We start from the raw sequence: 16789 nt of genomic DNA, 5'->3' as shown, positions 1-16789 counted from the left end.
GTTAGGCTTATTTTTAATTAATCAAAGAAATCATATTCACATCCATCGGCATATACTACCTCATTTTTATTATAATATCAATTAATTGTTATAACACAAAACAGGCATTCCCCACAACATTATTGCCTAAATGTTGTGAAAAATGCCCGCTTTTTATAGTCATTTATGCCATATCATTTATGATATGCTTTTATTCATCCCAGTTTGTATAAACTTCCTGAACATCATCATCTTCATCCAGAAGATCTAATGTTTTCTGAATATTCTTAATATCTTCTTCACTTGTAAGTTCAACCATAGTACCAGGGATCATTGTTACACTGGCATCTGCCATAGGAACTTCTTCTTTTTCCAGAGCTTCTCTAACTGCGCTGAAATCTTCTGGCGTTGTCAATACTTCAAAGCTGTCTTCTTCTTCATTGAAATCTTCTGCTCCAGCATCTAATGCCATCATCATAAGATCATCAGCATCCATTTCACATTCTTCTTTAGAGATAATGATCTGTCCTTTTTTTTCGAACATGTAAGATACACATCCTGGTGTTCCTACGTTACCATTTCCTTTTGTGAAAGCATTTCTTACATTAGATGCTGTACGGTTTTTGTTATCTGTTAATGTATCTACGATAATAGCAACTCCACTTGGCCCATATCCTTCATATGTAATCTGTTCGTAATTAACAGAATCTGCATCTCCAGCAGCTTTTTTGATACCACGTTCAATCGTGTCATTTGGCATGTTGTTTGCTTTTGCTTTTGCAATGACATCACGTAATCTGCTGTTGTTATCTGGATCTGGTCCACCTTCTTTAACTGCTACTGCAATTTCTCTTCCAATAACTGTGAAAATTTTTCCTTTTTTCGCATCATTTTTTTCTTTTTTGTGTTTGATGTTCGCAAATTTACTGTGTCCTGACATCTTTTTCTTCCTTCCTTTTCCTTTTTTCTACCTTTACCTGCCGGATCATGTTGTCATGAATATCGACAGATTTAAAGGAATATCCTTGGTAGATTATTTCTATTTCTTCATTGTCTTCTGGTAAATGTCCCAGCTGATCAATTAAAAATCCATTCAGTGTCTCAATATCTTCAACGTCAAACTCGATTCCAAGTGTATCCTCAAGTTCTTCAAGTCTTGTACTTCCGCGTACAAGATAAACATCTGCCCATCCGATCTTAGTGATATTACGATCTTCAACATCATATTCATCTAAGATATTACCTACGATAACCTCTAACATATCTTCCATAGATACAATACCTTCTGTCTGGCTATATTCATCAATGACGATCGCCATATGAATCTTCTTGGTCTGCATCTCTTGGAAAAGAACGGATAGATTCATCGTCTGATGAACAAAAAACGGCTCTCTTGCAATATCAGAAAGCTTTGCTTCTTTCTGATTGAGGTATGCATCGATTACATCTTTTAAATAAAGCACTCCTACAATATTATCAATATCATCTTCATATAATGGATATCTTGAATACGGCTCATCTAACATGTAATTTAATGCCTTCTCCACGGACATGGTCATATCAATGGCATCGATCTTCTTTCTTGAAGTCATAACGTCTGTAACATCTTTATCTCCAAACTCAAAGATATTCGTGATCATACGGGCTTCCCCTTCCATGATCGCACCTTGTTCATGTCCTTCGTTGACAATGTTCATGATCTCTTCTTCATATTCATTGTCTTCATCCTCTTCATGTTCCTGTTCTGATGTATGCAGTTTCTTCTTGTTTTCCAAAATCTTCTCTCTTTGCTTCATGAAAAAATATCCAGCCACAAATCCAACAATAACTGCTAAAATGATCATCACAAGTACCGAGGGAGTAAATCCTTCCATTTCTTTCTCCTTTATCTTCTAGAAATTAAGACTATGCAAATTTAAATATATCATTTCTAAGAAAAAAGGTCAATATCGTACCATTTCTGTTATGTATCAAGACTTAAACTGATCTTCAGTGCATGATCCACCTGTTTTAGAAATGTACAATTTAAATGACATACCTTTTCTCTTAAACGGCTTTTATCGATCGTCCTGATCTGTTCTAACAAGATCACAGAATCTTTTTCCAATTCACATCTGTGACAGTCGATTGGTACATGCGTTGGCAGTTTTGCCTTATTCATCTTACTTGTGATCGCTGCACAGATGATCGTTGGACTATATTTGTTGCCCGCATCATTTTGCAGAACGATCACAGGACGGATACCGCCTTGTTCTGAACCAACGACTGGCCTCAAATCTGCATAAAATATATCGCCTCGCTTAATTACCATAAGCATAAACACTCTCCATTTCTTTTTAAATATTCTATGAAGAGTATTTACAATTCTTTCAAAAGTATTCAAAAAATTCCCTATTTTTCAAAATATTCAGCTTCTTTGATCTCACCATTGCGAATATAAACACGAGGGACTCGTTTTCCGATTCCGCAGACAAATTCATAATTGAATGATCCTGCAAGATTTGCAACTTCTTCTACAGTTAACATCTTATTGCCATCGTGTCCAACTAATGTTACTTCATCCATCACAGAAATGCCTTCAATATCTGTAACATCAACCATAAACTGATCCATACAGATTCTTCCGATGATCGGAGCATACTGCCCACGGATCAAAACTCTTCCCTTGGATGAAAGTGCTCTTGGATATCCATCTGCATATCCAACTGGAATTGTTGCGATCTTTGTCTTCTTGTCTGTGACATAAGTATGGTTATAGCTGATTCCCTCTCCAGGTCCTACTTCCTTAATGTATACAATATGTGTCTTCAATTCCATCGCTGGTTTTAAATCTAATACATCTTTTGATACTTCTTCGGATGGATATAATCCATAAGTGATGATCCCTGATCGTACCATATCTTTTCTAAAACCAGCCAGATCAATGATCGATGCACTGTTTGATACATGCTTGATCGGAATATAAATATCTTTTTCTTCTAACCATTTAATAAACTGATCGTATTTACGTTCCTGTTCGTACGCAGATGTCTTATCTGCTTCATCTGCACATGCAAAATGAGTAAAGATTCCTTCAATCTTGATATTTGGTAGTTTAGAAATTCTCTCAACAATCTCTACAGATTCCTGTGTTGGTTTAAATCCAATACGATTCATTCCTGTATCAAGTTTAATATGAATCTTTGCAACTTTTCCTAAAGCCTGTGCGATCTTAGATAAAGATTCTGCCATCTCATAACAAAATACTGTTGGCTCGATCTCATACTGGATCAATGAGCTGTACTGATATTCTGATGTATATCCTAAAATCAAAATTGGTTTTTTAATCCCATGATTTCGAAGTGTGATTCCCTCTTCAAGGATCGCAACTGCAAATGCATCAACCCCAATCTTATTTAATTCTTTTGCGATTGGCACTGCTCCATGTCCATATCCGTCAGCCTTAATCACTGGCATTACCTTGACACCTTCTCCAACGACACGTTTTACTTCCTGTATATTATGACAGATTGCATCCAGATCAATGACTGCATGCACTCTATAGTACTGATTCATAGCTTCCTCCTGTAACATCCTTTATGTGAGTGATAATATCTGATGCGATCATGCTGTAAGCACCCAGATCACATCTTGCATGATCTCCTGCAAGGCCGTGAAGATAAACTCCATGAACTGCTGCCTCATGAGCAGCTAATCCGCCTCCTAAAAGGCCTGTGATCATTCCGGCAAGAACATCTCCACTTCCTCCAGTTGCCATTCCATCATTTCCGCTTTGATTAATATACACCAAATCACCTTCTTGTGCAACGATAGTTGCTGCATCTTTTAAAACTGCAATGCAATGATATTTTTTTGCAAGCTCATATGCATTCTGACATAAATCTTCTTTCATTTGCATAATATCACATGCCATCAGTCTTGATGCTTCCATCAGATGTGGAGTCAAGATCAGTCCATATGGATAATTAATTTCCATATCATATCTGCTGATCGTATTTAATCCATCTGCATCAATAACTAATGGTTTTGTTCCTTCCTCAAGAATCATTTCCAACATTTCTTTTGTCTCTTCACTAACTCCGATTCCTGGGCCAAATAAGATACAATCACACCAATTTAGAGATTCTTTTAAATCTTTTCGTTCTCCAAATAAAATTTCTGGAAGTTTTGTCTGTAAAACTGAACGATTCTGTACATCTGAAAGCACTTTTACAAGACCTGCTCCCATCCGCAATGCTGCTTCTGCTGCAAAACATGCTGCTCCTGACATCGTTTTATTTCCAGCAATGATCAAAACTTTTCCATAACTTCCCTTGTTGGAATATGCTTTCCTTTCTGGCATTAAATGATCATCTGCTTCCAATGTGTATCCCGTTGCATATTTTTTAATCGTCTGGTTGTGAAATCCAATGGATACAAGTTTTATATTCCCACAGTATTCACGTCCTGGATATAATAAATGTCCTCTTTTATAACTGCCAAATGTGACCGTTATTGCTGCATGAACAGCACATCCAAGAACTTTTCCGCTGTCTCCACTGATACCAGACGGAATATCGATTGCAATGACAGATTTGCCACATGCATTGATACGCTCAATCATTTCTTTGTAAATACCGCCAACTTCTCTGGAAAGTCCAACTCCAAAAATTCCTTCGATCAAAAGGTCATATTCATGAAAATTTGCATTTTCTAATGGAAAATATCCAAGATTTTTAAGAATCTGAAGCTGTAATTTCAGATCATCTGAAGCTTTTTCCAAATTTCCAACAATCATATAATCTACCAGATAGTCCTGTTCAAGCAAAATTCTTGTACAGGCAAGAGCATCCCCTCCATTATTACCAATTCCTGAAATTACCAGAATTCTCTTGGAATGATCGATCATCTGCACTGCATAGTCTGCAACCGCTTTTGATGCTCTCTCCATCAGCACAAGCCCTGGAATTCCTATTCCATGAATTGTTTCATAATCAACCGTCTGCATTTCCTGATTCTTTAATACATATTTCATACGCATTCTCCTATCGCAAATGCCTGTGCAAATTCCTTTGTATTAGTGATCGATACATGGATCTTTATGATCTTCTTATCCTTCGCAAGCTGTCTTGCACCCCCATATAATTTCACATATGGTGCCCCAAACTTATCTCTTAATACTTCGATCTCATATGGTTCCATACCGAAAAAGCCGGTTCCAAATACTTTGGAAACGGCTTCTTTTACAGCAAAATTGCCAGCTAAAGTCGCAGCATTGTCTTTTGCACACGCTAATTCAGTTGTTGTAAAAATTCTTGTAAGACGACTTCCTCTATGAAGCATCTCTTCTATTCTTCCTATCTCTACAAGATCTGTTCCTATTCCAGCAATCATCTCATCTATCACCTGCTGTGCCTATTGTTCCTGTTCTTGTTCTTCTCTATTGTGAACATTATATGTTAACGTCATCAGACTCTCTGCCAGATGGACATTCTCTACCGTAACATTATCCGGCAGATGAAGATCGATCGGTGCAAAATTCCAGAATCCTTTGATTCCCCATTCTGCCATCTTCTTGGCGATCGCTGGTGCCTGATCTTTCGGTATCGTCAGTGCAGCGATCTTGATGCCGTGTGTCTTAATAAAGTTCTCAAGTTCATCTGTATCAAGAACTTTCACTCCACGAACAGAAATTCCGATCAGTTTTGGATTGACATCAAATAATGCCATAACTTTATATCCATAATCTTCATTAAAAGACTGGTAATTAGCAAGTGCCTGTCCAAGGTTACCTGCTCCTACAATGATCATGTCATTTCTCTTATCCAATCCTAAAATCTTGCCAATCTCTGTATATAAATTATCTACATTATACCCGTATCCCTGCTGTCCAAATCCGCCAAAGTTATTAAGATCCTGACGAATCTGAGATGCTGTTACCATCATCTGTTCACTTAATTCTTTTGAAGATATTCTTGTAATATTCCTTGCCTTTAATGCACCAAGATAACGAAAATATCTTGGAAGGCGCTTGATAACTGCTGAAGAAATATTCTTACCTGAGTTTGCCATTTTATTCCTCCAAAATCTTTATTCTGTTTATAATTATATAAGATTGTCTAATAACTGTCAATCTTTCTATCATGAAATTATTTCATTTTCTCAAAAAATATGGTATTCTGAAAAATAATGTCAATAAAAAATTGGAAAGGGGTATCTTAATGATATTATCATGCCAGAATATCTGCAAAACTTTTGTTGAAAAACCTGTCTTGCAGAATATCTCATTTCACTTAAATGAAAACGACCGGCTGGCAATCATCGGATATAACGGTGCCGGAAAATCGACACTTTTAAAAATACTGATTGGAGAAATTTCCAGTGATGATGGGGAAATTTCTTTAAAAAAGGATGCCAGCATCGGCTATCTTGCCCAACATCAGGATCATACATTTCATCATACGATCTTTGATGAACTTCTCTCCGTTAAGAAGGAAGTCATTGAACTAGATGAACAGATGCGTACATATGAACAAGAAATGAAGCATCTGACCGGTGATGCACTGGAGCAGAAAATGAACCAGTATACAAACGCAACTCATAAATTTGAACAGTTAAATGGATTTGCTTACAAAAGTGAGATCACAGGAATCCTTAAAGGGCTTGGATTTTCCGAAGAAGATTTTTCAAAAGAGATCAATACCTTATCTGGAGGGCAGCGAACTCGTGTTGCTCTTGGTAAACTTCTTCTTAAGAATCCAGACATCCTGCTTCTTGATGAGCCGACAAACCATCTGGATGTCGATTCTATCAGATGGCTTGAAAATTATTTATCTCATTATAAAGGTGCCGTGATCATTGTATCTCATGATCGTTATTTTCTTGACAAAATTGTCAATAAAGTTATGGAGATCGACCAAGGGCATTCCATGCTGTTTGATGGAAATTATACTACATTTATTGAGAAACGCGACCAGATCAAAGCAATCCGTCTAAAAGAGTATAAAAACCAGCAACAAGAGATCAAACACCAAAAGGAAGTTATCAAAAAATTAAAGCAGTTTAATCGTGAGAAATCGATCAAACGAGCAGAAAGCCGCGAGAAAGCTTTAAACAAAATTGAAGTTTTAGAAAAACCAACTGAATATAATGCAGACATGCGTCTTAGCATTGAGCCAGAAGTAGTCAGTGGAAATGACGTTCTTACATTAAAAGATGTTTCAAAATCATTTGGAAGCAAACCTCTATTTGAAGGTCTCAGTGCAGATATCTTTCGTGAAGAACGCGTTGCCCTAATCGGTCCAAACGGAACTGGTAAGACCACCTTATTAAAGATCATTTGCAAAAAGATCAGCAATAACGGAGGAACGATCACTCTTGGTGCAGGTGTTTCTATCGGTTACTACGATCAGGCACAGGATAACTTAGATGATTCTAAAACCATCTTTGATGAAATTTCTGATGCCTATCCTGACCTGAACAATACAAAGATCCGTAATACACTTGCAGCATTTTTATTTTATGGAGAAGATGTATTCCGTCCGATCTCCTCTTTAAGTGGTGGCGAAAAAGGTCGAGTTTCCCTTGCAAAATTAATGCTTTCTCATGCAAACTTTCTGATTCTTGATGAGCCGACGAACCATTTGGATATTCAGTCAAAAGAAATCCTTGAATCAGCAATGAACGCTTACACTGGAACGATTCTGTACGTTTCACATGATCGTTATTTTATCAACAAAACAGCAACAAGAATTCTGGAAATTTCTGACCACGGATTAACTTCATATCCTGGTAATTATCAAGATTATATCGCACAGAAAGAGAAAGAAAAGGCTGCTCTAAATGCTGCTTCTACTTCCGCTGTTTCTGTTGATACGGAAGCAAAACTTGACTGGAAACAACAAAAAGAAGAACAGGCAAAGCAAAGGAAACGTGAGAACAGACTGAAAAAAGTCGAAGATATGATCACCGACCTTGAAACAAAGCAAGAAGAACTTTCCGAAGCCATGTCTTTACCTGAAAATGCTTCTGATCCTGCAAAACTAATGGAACTTAGCAACAAACAGGCAGAGATCACTTCTTCTTTGGAAGAACTTTATGAAGAGTGGGAAACTCTTTGCTAATTGATCAAAAAACATATATAATAAGAATGTTAATCGTATTTTAAACAGGAGGTTTTTATGAAATTAATATCCTTTGTTGTACCTTGTTACAACTCTCAGGAATATATGAGACACTGTATTGATACATTATTACCAGGAGGAGACCAAGTTGAAATTCTTATCGTCAATGATGGTTCTTCTGACAATACAGCTGCCATCGCCGATGAATATGAAAAAAAATATCCTGATATCTGCCGTGCTATCCATCAGGAAAATAAAGGACATGGTGGTGCCGTTAATACAGGAATCAAAAATGCAAAAGGAATTTATTTAAAAGTTGTCGACAGCGATGACTGGGTAAATGAATATGCTTATGGCGAAATTCTTGATACACTCTCTACTTTTTACAAACAAGGAACAGTTCTTGATATGCTGCTTTCCAATTATGTGTATGAAAAACAGGGTGCTAAGAAAAAAACAGTGATCCACTATCGTCACGCAATTCCAAAAGACAAGATCTTTTGCTGGGATGATGTCGGACGTTTCCCTGTCAGCCAGTATATTCTAATGCATTCTGTCATCTATCGTACAGCCCTGCTTCGTGAATGCCAGTTAGAGCTTCCAGAACATACATTTTACGTTGATAACATTTATGTATTTAAACCACTGCCATATGTAAAAACGATGTATTATCTTGATGTAAACTTCTACCGCTATTTTATCGGACGTGATGACCAGTCTGTCAATGAAGCAAACATGATCAAACGTATCGATCAACAGTTTAAAGTTACTTACATCATGATCGATTATATGGCACAGTTTAATCTTGTAAGCAAACCATTAGAACGCTATATGAAACATTATCTTTCTATCATCATGTGTATTTCTTCCGTGATCGCAGTAAAATCTGGAACAAAAGAGCATTTAAAGATGAGAAAAGAATTATGGAAATACTTATACGGAAAAGATAAAAAATTATATCGCAAGATTCGTCACAATATCACAAGCTGTGCTGTCAATCTTCCTGGATATGTTGGAAGAAAAGCCACGATCGGTATGTATAAAGCAGCCCGCAAATTTATTGGTTTTAACTAATTTTTTATATTTTAAACTATACACTCAAAAGACTCGTTTTTGCGGGTCTTTTTTGTTTCCATATGTACGTGTTCTGCGTATTCTAACAATAAAGACAGAAAGGATTTTAATGATGATAGCTTCTGTTTCAAAACAGATTCATGCTGATCTTGCACACCAGCATGGTTTTTTAGGAGAAGGCATTGGCATTGCTTATCTTGATACCGGACTTTTCCCTCATAAAGATTTTGCTCCATATTCCAGCCGTATCGCTGAATTCATAGATTTCGTACAATATCGATCTTTTAGTTATGATGATAACGGACACGGAACTCATATTACAGGAATTGCTGCTTCTTCTGCGGTCTTTGATTCTGACTATCTTGGCATCGCTCCAAAATCTCATATTATAGCATTAAAAGTATTAGATGCATCAGGAAATGGGGTTCAAAGTGCATTTTTAAAAGGACTGGACTGGATTCATAAACATCACAACTCTTATAACATCCGCATTGTCAATATTTCAATTGGAAGTTCTGCTTCAGAAGAAAGCCCTGCTTCCATAGAATTATTAACACATGTTAACACATTATGGGATGACGGCCTGATCGTATGTATTGCTGGTGGAAATCACGGACCAAAATCTCACAGTATCTCCATTCCTGGAAACAGTCCAAAGATCATTACCATTGGATCAAGTGATGATACCTCCCCAATGATCGGCAGACGCGGATTTAAAGTTCAATATTCTGGTCGTGGTCCAACCTCCTCATGTGTTATGAAACCAGACGTTGTTGCTCCTGGAACTAATATTTTTTCCTGTGCTCCAAATCACCGTTATACTTTAAAAAGTGGTACTTCCATGGCAACCCCGGTTGTTTCTGGTTCACTTGCTCTATTACTCGAAAAGTATCCTTTTTATACAAATAAAGATGTAAAAATGAAGCTTCGTAAAAACTGTGACAAATTAAAAACCCCCAGGCACCATCAGGGCTGGGGGAGGATTAATTTAAAAAAATTAATGGATTTATAAAATTTTAACTTGATTCTTCATCAAACAAAAATTCACATAAAACTTGATTACTGACAAGAATCCCTTCTTGTGTCAGCAAGATTCGATCTCCTTGTTCTTTGATAAAGCCTTGTTCTATGGATTCTTTTAGAGGTTTCTCATAAACAGAATCCACAGAACAGCCGAAACGCTCTTCGAATTTATTTTTTGAAATTCCTTTCGTCTTCCTTAACCCAAGAAACATAAACTCTTCCATCTGCTCATGAACGGATAACGGACGAGTCTGGCTGTATAGCTCATCAAATGATGTTATCTTTAGATACTGTTTCATATCCGATGGATTCTCAAAGCGTCTCTCATCCATATAAGACGATGCATTCAATCCAACACCAAGATATGGAATATGTGACCAGTAACCTAAATTATGTCGACTTTCAAAATCTTTTTTTGCATAATTTGAAATCTCATACTGTTCATATCCATATTCCTTGAGAATCTGTGCTGTCATCTGATACATCCGCACCTCATCTTCTTCCGACGGCAGAAGATCTTCTAAATTCTCATCTTCATAAAAAGGGGTTCCCTCTTCTATGATCAAACTGTAAGCTGAGATATGTTCCGGTGAAAGTTCTGCGATCGTTCTTAAGTTTTTCTCATAGGAATGAATTGTTTGCTTTGGAATTGCACTCATAAGATCGACACTGATATTACAAAATCCAGCTTCTCTCGCCCAATTGTAACATTGTAAAAACTGTTCATAGGTATGAATTCTTCCAAGATATTGAAGTTCTTCCTGAATCGTTGACTGTAATCCAAAACTGATCCTGTTGATCCCGCTTTCTCTGTATGTACAAAGTTTCTTTAAATCTACCGTTCCGGGATTCGCCTCAATCGTGATCTCTGCATTCTCACTGACCTTAAAATACTGAAAGATAACATTACAAATTTCTTTGATATACTGTTCTTTCAGATAAGATGGCGTACCACCTCCGATAAAAACAGTCACTACTTCCTCTTTTGTAAGTTTCTTTCCCCAGAAAATCAATTCTTCTTTTAATTTTGTTATATAATCATCGATCACTGCATTCTCTGCCTGAAACGAACAAAAGTCACAGTATCGACATTTGCTTTTGCAAAATGGTATATGAATGTAAAGTTCGATCTTTTTAGTCTTCATCTAATTTCAGAACACTCATGAATGCTTCCTGTGGAATTTCAACATTTCCTACCTGACGCATTCGTTTCTTTCCTTTCTTCTGTTTCTCTAACAGTTTTCTCTTACGAGAGATATCTCCACCATAACATTTTGCCAGAACGTCTTTTCTCATCGCTTTGACAGTCTCTCTTGCAATGACTTTACTTCCGATTGCTGCCTGAATTGGAATTTCAAACATATGTCTTGGAATCTCTTCTTTTAATTTAGAACACATCTTGCGTCCACGTTCATATGCTGTATCTTCATGTACAATAAATGAAAGTGCATCAACTTCTTCTTTATTGATCAGGATATCTAATTTCACAAGTTTTGATGTCTGATATCCTTTCATCTCGTAATCTAAGGATGCATATCCTCTGGAACGTGATTTTAATGCATCAAAGAAATCGTAAATGATCTCATTTAGTGGAAGTTCATAACGAAGCAATGCTCTTGTCTCTTCCATATATTCCATTCCAAGATAAACTCCACGCCTTTCCTGACATAAGCCCATGATCGCTCCGACAAATTCTGATGTTACCATGATCTCTGCTGTAACGATTGGTTCTTCCATATGATCGATCTCTGATGGATCAGGAAGATTTGATGGATTTGTCAATTCGATCATTGTTCCATCTGTCTTATATACACGATAAATAACCCCTGGTGCTGTTGTTACAAGATCCAGATTATATTCTCTCTCTAAACGTTCCTGAATGATCTCTAAATGTAATAATCCAAGGAATCCACAACGGAATCCAAATCCTAACGCAACCGATGTCTCTGCTTCAAACTGAAGTGCTGCATCATTTAACTGAAGTTTTTCTAATGCATCCCTTAAATCTGGATATTTTGCCCCATCTGTTGGATATAATCCACAATATACCATCGGATTAACCTTTTTATATCCAGGAAGTGGCTCTGCACATGGATTATCCGCATCTGTGATCGTATCACCGACTCTTGTTCCCTGCACATTCTTAAGACTGGCTGTGACATATCCAACCATTCCAGCAGTTAATTCATCACATGGATTAAATCTTCCAGCCCCAAATGTTCCAACTTCCACAACTTCTGCACTTTCTCCGGTTGCCATCATCTTCATCTTTGTTCCAACTTTGATCGTACCTTCTTTAATTCTTGTAAAGATAATAACTCCTTTGTATGCATCATACATACTATCGAAGATCAGACCCTGAAGAGGTGCATTCTTATCTCCCTGTGGTGCTGGAATCTTCTCTACGATCTGTTTCAATACCTGCTCTACATTTAATCCGCTCTTTGCTGAAATCTGTGGTGCATCTTCTGCATCAATCCCGATCACATCTTCAATCTCTGCTTTCACACGTTCCGGATCTGCACTTGGAAGGTCGATCTTATTGATCACCGGCATAACTTCCAGATCATGGTCGATCGCAAGATATACGTTTGCTAATGTCTGAGCTTCGATTCCCTGTGCCGCATCGACAACAAGGATTGCTCCTTCACAGGCTGCAAGACTTCTTGAAACTTCGTAATTAAAATCGACATGTCCTGGAGTGTCGATAAGATTAAAGATATATTCTTCTCCATCATCTGCTTTATATACAATTCGCACTGCCTGAGATTTGATCGTAATTCCACGTTCTCTCTCAAGATCCATATTGTCAAGAACCTGTTCCTGCATCTCCCTGTCAGTTAATGTCCCTGTCATCTGGATGATTCTGTCTGCTAATGTTGATTTTCCATGATCTATATGTGCGATAATGCAAAAATTTCGTATTTTACTCTGATCTATTGCCATAAGTTCCTCCTAATTATATTTCAAGTACATATAACTTTTTACATACTCCATTTTAGTATAACACATCACTTAATAATTCAGCAAGTAAACTCATGGATGCTTTCGCTTCTGACAATGTATTGTTCTGAGCTCCAACTTCAACCAAAAGGCTTCTTCCTCTGTAATGCAGATTATAACGATATCCTTTCATATAAATTTTTCTTGTAAAACCAGGATATTTTTTTGCTGCCTGTGCCTGAAGCTGCAGACTGAACGCTAAATTCATCTGTTTATTAGGATTTTTCAGATATCTAATATTTCCATTGGATATGGTACGGCTCATACCATTAAAAAACATGATCTGTGCCATCCGTCTGCCCTTTTGCATTGTAACAAGTTTTGTTTTTTCACTGATACCATCACGGTGCAAATCGATCACCACTTTTATAGATGGATATTTCTTTAAATGATTCTCTATTGCATTTGCTGCATAATTATAGGCTTTTGATCGTTCTTCTTTCCCGTTTTTTTTATCATAAATATTACGGTCATGTATAACAGAAATATTTTTCTCTCTTAATTTCTTAACCAGCATATCCCCTACACCGATCACTGTATCTGATTTTTTTCCTCTTTTACTTCCTCTGTATGTCTCACTCCCATGCGTATGATAGAGCAAGATCTGCGGTTTTTTTGTCTTTTTTAATTTAAGATCCATGTTGAGTAAAACTTTTCCATTCAGTTCACTATTCAATGCCATTGTTGTACTGTCGATCTGATAAATATATTTTCTTAAATATTTGGGATTTTCCCATTTTTTTGCATGAAATCTTTTTGCTTCCTTTTTTACCTCCTGAGCAGCTTCATCTGTTGTCTCATCATCCTGAAAATGGTAATAATCCTCCTGTACAAGATCTTGCTCATCTTTATCTTTATAGTCTGTCCGATATTGTAAAAATGGTACAGTATCACGATAATATATACGGATCATATCAGACAAGATCATCCCTGAAAATGTTTCTTCTTTCTTTGACAATGCTGGACAAAATTCAGTAATCACTTTCCGATAATACCCATCGATCATCTCTGCTATCATTGTGCCTGACACCTGTTTACTAAAAATTATAAAAAATATAAAAATCCCTGTCTGTATGATCCATCTCTTTCTTTTCTCCATACTTTCATTGTATTCATGGGTTCTTTAATTATGCAATAAATGATTAATGCCTTCTGATATGGTATAGCTGATCCTTTTCATTGATTCATCAATATTCTTTGGTGTTACATGCATGGAAATAAATTCTTCATCCATATTTTCATATTCTTTTTCCAATGATCTCCTACCAAAAAGATCATGAATGATCGCTGGTACAGAAATTACCGTTGGCACTCCAATGGCAAATACCGGAACACCGATCGTATGTTCCGTAATCTCACTTCTATGGTTCCCAACCCCTGAACCAGGTGAAATCCCAGTATCACTGATCTGAATCGTTTTATTTAATCTACTGGAACTTCTTGCCGCCAGTGCATCAATTGCGATCAAAACATCTGGTCTGATCTTTGCTGCCAGCGATTCCAAAATCTCACTTGTCTCAATTCCTGTCTGTGCCATAACTCCCGGCGCGATCGCACTTAACTCATACTGATATTCTCCAATTCCTTCTCTTTCTAAATGCCTTGTAATGCAAAGATTATTTACAACTTTAGGTCCTAATGAATCTGCTGTTACATTAGCATTTCCAAGGCCTGCGATCAGTATCTTTTTTCTCTTTCCAAGCATCTCCTTTAGATTTAAAAATAATGCTTCACTCATTTCTTTATGAAAACTCCCATCATTTGAAGACAGATTTTTTGCTTCGATCGTAATATAACTCCCTTTTGGTTTTCCAAGAGAAATTTCTCCTTTTTTATTTTTGATTATGATCTTTGTTTCTTTGATATGATTTGCTGTATCTATCCTTGTTTTTACAATAATTCCAGACTCCGCAGATCCAATATTTTTTTCTTCCTTCAATTCTAACGCCAGATCTGTACGATTTTGCATCAATGTTTCCTCCTTTTTTGTGTAGTATGTGATTATTTTTAAAAAAATATTACATTTTTTTGCCAAAGTTATTGACAAATGAGGACATTTTCTATAAGATATAACAGTATGTTTTGTGTATAGCTAACCGTGTCTCGCTATAGACAAGATTCAAGAAAAGTAAGAAATTTAAGTTATTATATTGGAGGTGCCCACTTTGGCAAATATTAAATCAGCAAAAAAAAGAATCAAAGTTATCAACACAAAAACAGAAAGAAATAAAGCAATCAAAACTAAAGTTAAAACATATATCAAAAAAGTAGAGGCAGCTATCGCAGCTAACGATAAAGCAGCAGCTTCTGAAGCTTTAACAGCTTGCATTTCTGAGATCAACAAAGCTACTTCTAAAGGAATCTTCCACAAGAATACAGCTTCAAGAAAGATCTCTCGTTTATCTAAAGCTGTTAACGCTATCGCTTAATTTTAAATATTAAGAATCGAATATAAATATAATTAACCCGCAAAAAAGAAGCCACCGTCAGGCTTCTTTTTCGTTTACATTTTTAGAAAATAAACAGGATAGCCACTCTTATTATCTGGCTATCCCATTTTTAATTCCTTTATTTTATTTCTGGCTGAACTCAATCAGTAACAGTTCCACTCCAACCCTGTCGCTGATCTTTCCTGTTTTAATCGCCTCATCTGTCTTCGCACATAACTCGAGCATATTACACAGTGTTTCCATCGAAAACAGCTTAGCCTGATCTTTTAATTTTCCTGCCACAAACACTGGTACTTTCATCTGCTTGGCGATCATTCCATTATTCTTTCCTAATCTGTCTAAATCCTTTACTTGAAGCAGCTGATTACACTGTCTTACCAACAACGCAAGAATCCCAAATGGAGACTCTCTCAATTCGATCAGATCGTAATATAATGTAAGTACTTTTTCTCTTTGTTTTCTTGCAATTGCTTCAAGCATTACAAAAATCTGATTTGTCGTCTGAGACGATGTCAATTGTTCTAAATCATGAATCGTAATCTCTTTTCTTTCTCCAACATAGGAAATCAGCTTTTCCAGTTCATTTTTTAATGTATACATATCAGATCCACAACGGTATAAGAAACTTCGCATTGTCGAAGATGACATCTGTTTTCCTTCTTTCTTAAGTAATGACATCAACCATCTGGATAATTCTTTATCTCCTGCTGATTCAAAACAGACTACATGTCCTTCCTTCGAAAGGAACTTATAAATCTTTGAACGTTTATCAACACTGTCTTCAATAAAAAGAAGTACACTTGTATCAGAAGCTTCTTTTAATGCCTCAATAAAAGAATCATCACTCTTCTTTCCAAGGCCTGTCTCGTCCAAGATAATGAATCTATGATCACTAAAAAATGGCAGTGTCTTTGCAAGCTCTGCAATCTCCACTGAATCAGCCTTTTTCCCTTCAAAATAAGAATAATTCATCGTATCATCTTCTGAAACTAAAGCCTTCTTTAACTGATTCTTCATCTGGGAGATCATATATTTTTCTTCTCCGTAAAACAGATAAAATCGTTCATATGTATTTGTCTTGATATCTTCTAATATTTTCTTCATATTTTTGCATCTCTTTCTCTGGCTTTTGATAGTATACCTTGTTTTTAACTGATT

General features: G+C 36.4%; 16 protein-coding genes. 4 read left to right on the top strand and 12 right to left on the bottom strand.

All coding sequences use genetic code 11. The features are described 5' to 3' along the window. Positions 1–190: 190 nt before the first annotated feature. The 7 genes from OCV53_RS05335 to OCV53_RS05305 all read right to left on the bottom strand — a co-directional run bounded on the left by OCV53_RS05335 (position 191) and on the right by OCV53_RS05305 (position 6030). The gene (locus tag OCV53_RS05335; protein ID WP_055196946.1) at positions 191–919 is read right to left on the bottom strand and encodes a YebC/PmpR family DNA-binding transcriptional regulator; all 729 of its coding nucleotides are present in this window, start codon (positions 917–919) and stop codon (positions 191–193) included. Next, positions 903–1853: a hemolysin family protein gene (locus OCV53_RS05330; RefSeq protein ID WP_055196944.1), complete on the bottom strand. Its 951-nt coding sequence runs from the start codon at positions 1851–1853 to the stop codon at positions 903–905. Before OCV53_RS05330 ends, OCV53_RS05335 begins: the two co-directional genes overlap by 17 nt. 89 nt (positions 1854–1942) lie before the next feature. Beyond that, the gene (locus OCV53_RS05325) at positions 1943–2290 is read right to left on the bottom strand and encodes a type II toxin-antitoxin system PemK/MazF family toxin (RefSeq protein WP_009265730.1); all 348 of its coding nucleotides are present in this window, start codon (positions 2288–2290) and stop codon (positions 1943–1945) included. 80 nt (positions 2291–2370) lie between these two features. Then, positions 2371–3534 (bottom strand): alanine racemase, encoded by a 1164-nt coding sequence (gene alr, locus OCV53_RS05320; protein WP_022375293.1) that lies wholly within the window; start codon positions 3532–3534, stop codon positions 2371–2373. Next, positions 3518–4993 carry a bifunctional ADP-dependent NAD(P)H-hydrate dehydratase/NAD(P)H-hydrate epimerase gene (locus OCV53_RS05315; protein ID WP_055196942.1) on the bottom strand — a complete coding sequence of 492 codons (1476 nt, stop codon included), beginning with the start codon at positions 4991–4993 and terminating at the stop codon, positions 3518–3520. Before OCV53_RS05315 ends, alr begins: the two co-directional genes overlap by 17 nt. Then, a complete protein-coding gene (gene acpS, locus OCV53_RS05310) occupies positions 4990–5352 on the bottom strand; it encodes a holo-ACP synthase (protein ID WP_022375295.1) in 363 nt (120 codons plus the stop codon). Before acpS ends, OCV53_RS05315 begins: the two co-directional genes overlap by 4 nt. Before the next feature lie 21 nt (positions 5353–5373). Then, positions 5374–6030 carry a redox-sensing transcriptional repressor Rex gene (locus OCV53_RS05305; protein ID WP_022375296.1) on the bottom strand — a complete coding sequence of 219 codons (657 nt, stop codon included), beginning with the start codon at positions 6028–6030 and terminating at the stop codon, positions 5374–5376. Positions 6031–6179: 149 nt separating this feature from the next. On the opposite strand from OCV53_RS05305, the gene abc-f reads away from it, so the two are divergent. The 3 genes from abc-f to OCV53_RS05290 all read left to right on the top strand — a co-directional run bounded on the left by abc-f (position 6180) and on the right by OCV53_RS05290 (position 10167). After that, on the top strand, positions 6180–8081 hold the full coding sequence (gene abc-f / locus OCV53_RS05300) for a ribosomal protection-like ABC-F family protein (RefSeq protein ID WP_022375297.1): 1902 nt from the start codon (positions 6180–6182) through the stop codon (positions 8079–8081). A 57-nt stretch (positions 8082–8138) separates the two neighbouring features. Next, positions 8139–9155, top strand: coding sequence for a glycosyltransferase (locus OCV53_RS05295; protein ID WP_055196938.1), 1017 nt, complete (start codon positions 8139–8141; stop codon positions 9153–9155). A gap of 109 nt (positions 9156–9264) precedes the next feature. Further along, a complete protein-coding gene (locus OCV53_RS05290; RefSeq protein WP_022375299.1) occupies positions 9265–10167 on the top strand; it encodes a S8 family peptidase in 903 nt (300 codons plus the stop codon). Between the two features lie 4 nt (positions 10168–10171). Here the strand turns inward: OCV53_RS05290 and hemW are convergent, their stop codons facing one another. The 4 genes from hemW to gpr form a co-directional block, all read right to left on the bottom strand. Further along, positions 10172–11323: a radical SAM family heme chaperone HemW gene (hemW, locus tag OCV53_RS05285; protein WP_055196936.1), complete on the bottom strand. Its 1152-nt coding sequence runs from the start codon at positions 11321–11323 to the stop codon at positions 10172–10174. Next, the gene (gene lepA, locus OCV53_RS05280) at positions 11313–13124 is read right to left on the bottom strand and encodes a translation elongation factor 4 (protein ID WP_022375300.1); all 1812 of its coding nucleotides are present in this window, start codon (positions 13122–13124) and stop codon (positions 11313–11315) included. The genes hemW and lepA overlap by 11 nt, the downstream gene beginning before the upstream one ends. A gap of 52 nt (positions 13125–13176) precedes the next feature. After that, positions 13177–14199 (bottom strand): stage II sporulation protein P, encoded by a 1023-nt coding sequence (gene spoIIP, locus OCV53_RS05275; protein ID WP_242852125.1) that lies wholly within the window; start codon positions 14197–14199, stop codon positions 13177–13179. A 105-nt stretch (positions 14200–14304) separates the two neighbouring features. Beyond that, positions 14305–15150 (bottom strand): GPR endopeptidase, encoded by an 846-nt coding sequence (gene gpr, locus OCV53_RS05270; RefSeq protein ID WP_022375302.1) that lies wholly within the window; start codon positions 15148–15150, stop codon positions 14305–14307. Positions 15151–15346: 196 nt separating this feature from the next. Between gpr and rpsT the strand changes: the two genes are divergently transcribed. Next, positions 15347–15610 (top strand): 30S ribosomal protein S20, encoded by a 264-nt coding sequence (gene rpsT / locus OCV53_RS05265; protein WP_022375303.1) that lies wholly within the window; start codon positions 15347–15349, stop codon positions 15608–15610. A gap of 144 nt (positions 15611–15754) precedes the next feature. Here rpsT and holA read toward each other — a convergent pair whose 3' ends face one another. Then, positions 15755–16735 (bottom strand): DNA polymerase III subunit delta, encoded by a 981-nt coding sequence (gene holA, locus OCV53_RS05260; RefSeq protein WP_055197200.1) that lies wholly within the window; start codon positions 16733–16735, stop codon positions 15755–15757. Positions 16736–16789: the final 54 nt, after the last annotated feature.

The sequence above is a fragment of the Anaerostipes amylophilus genome (assembly GCF_025567365.1).
In the GTDB taxonomy this organism is placed as follows: domain Bacteria; phylum Bacillota; class Clostridia; order Lachnospirales; family Lachnospiraceae; genus Anaerostipes; species Anaerostipes amylophilus.
The sequence above is the reverse complement of the archived record's forward strand: the minus strand, read 5'-3'. Positions and strand labels throughout refer to the sequence as shown.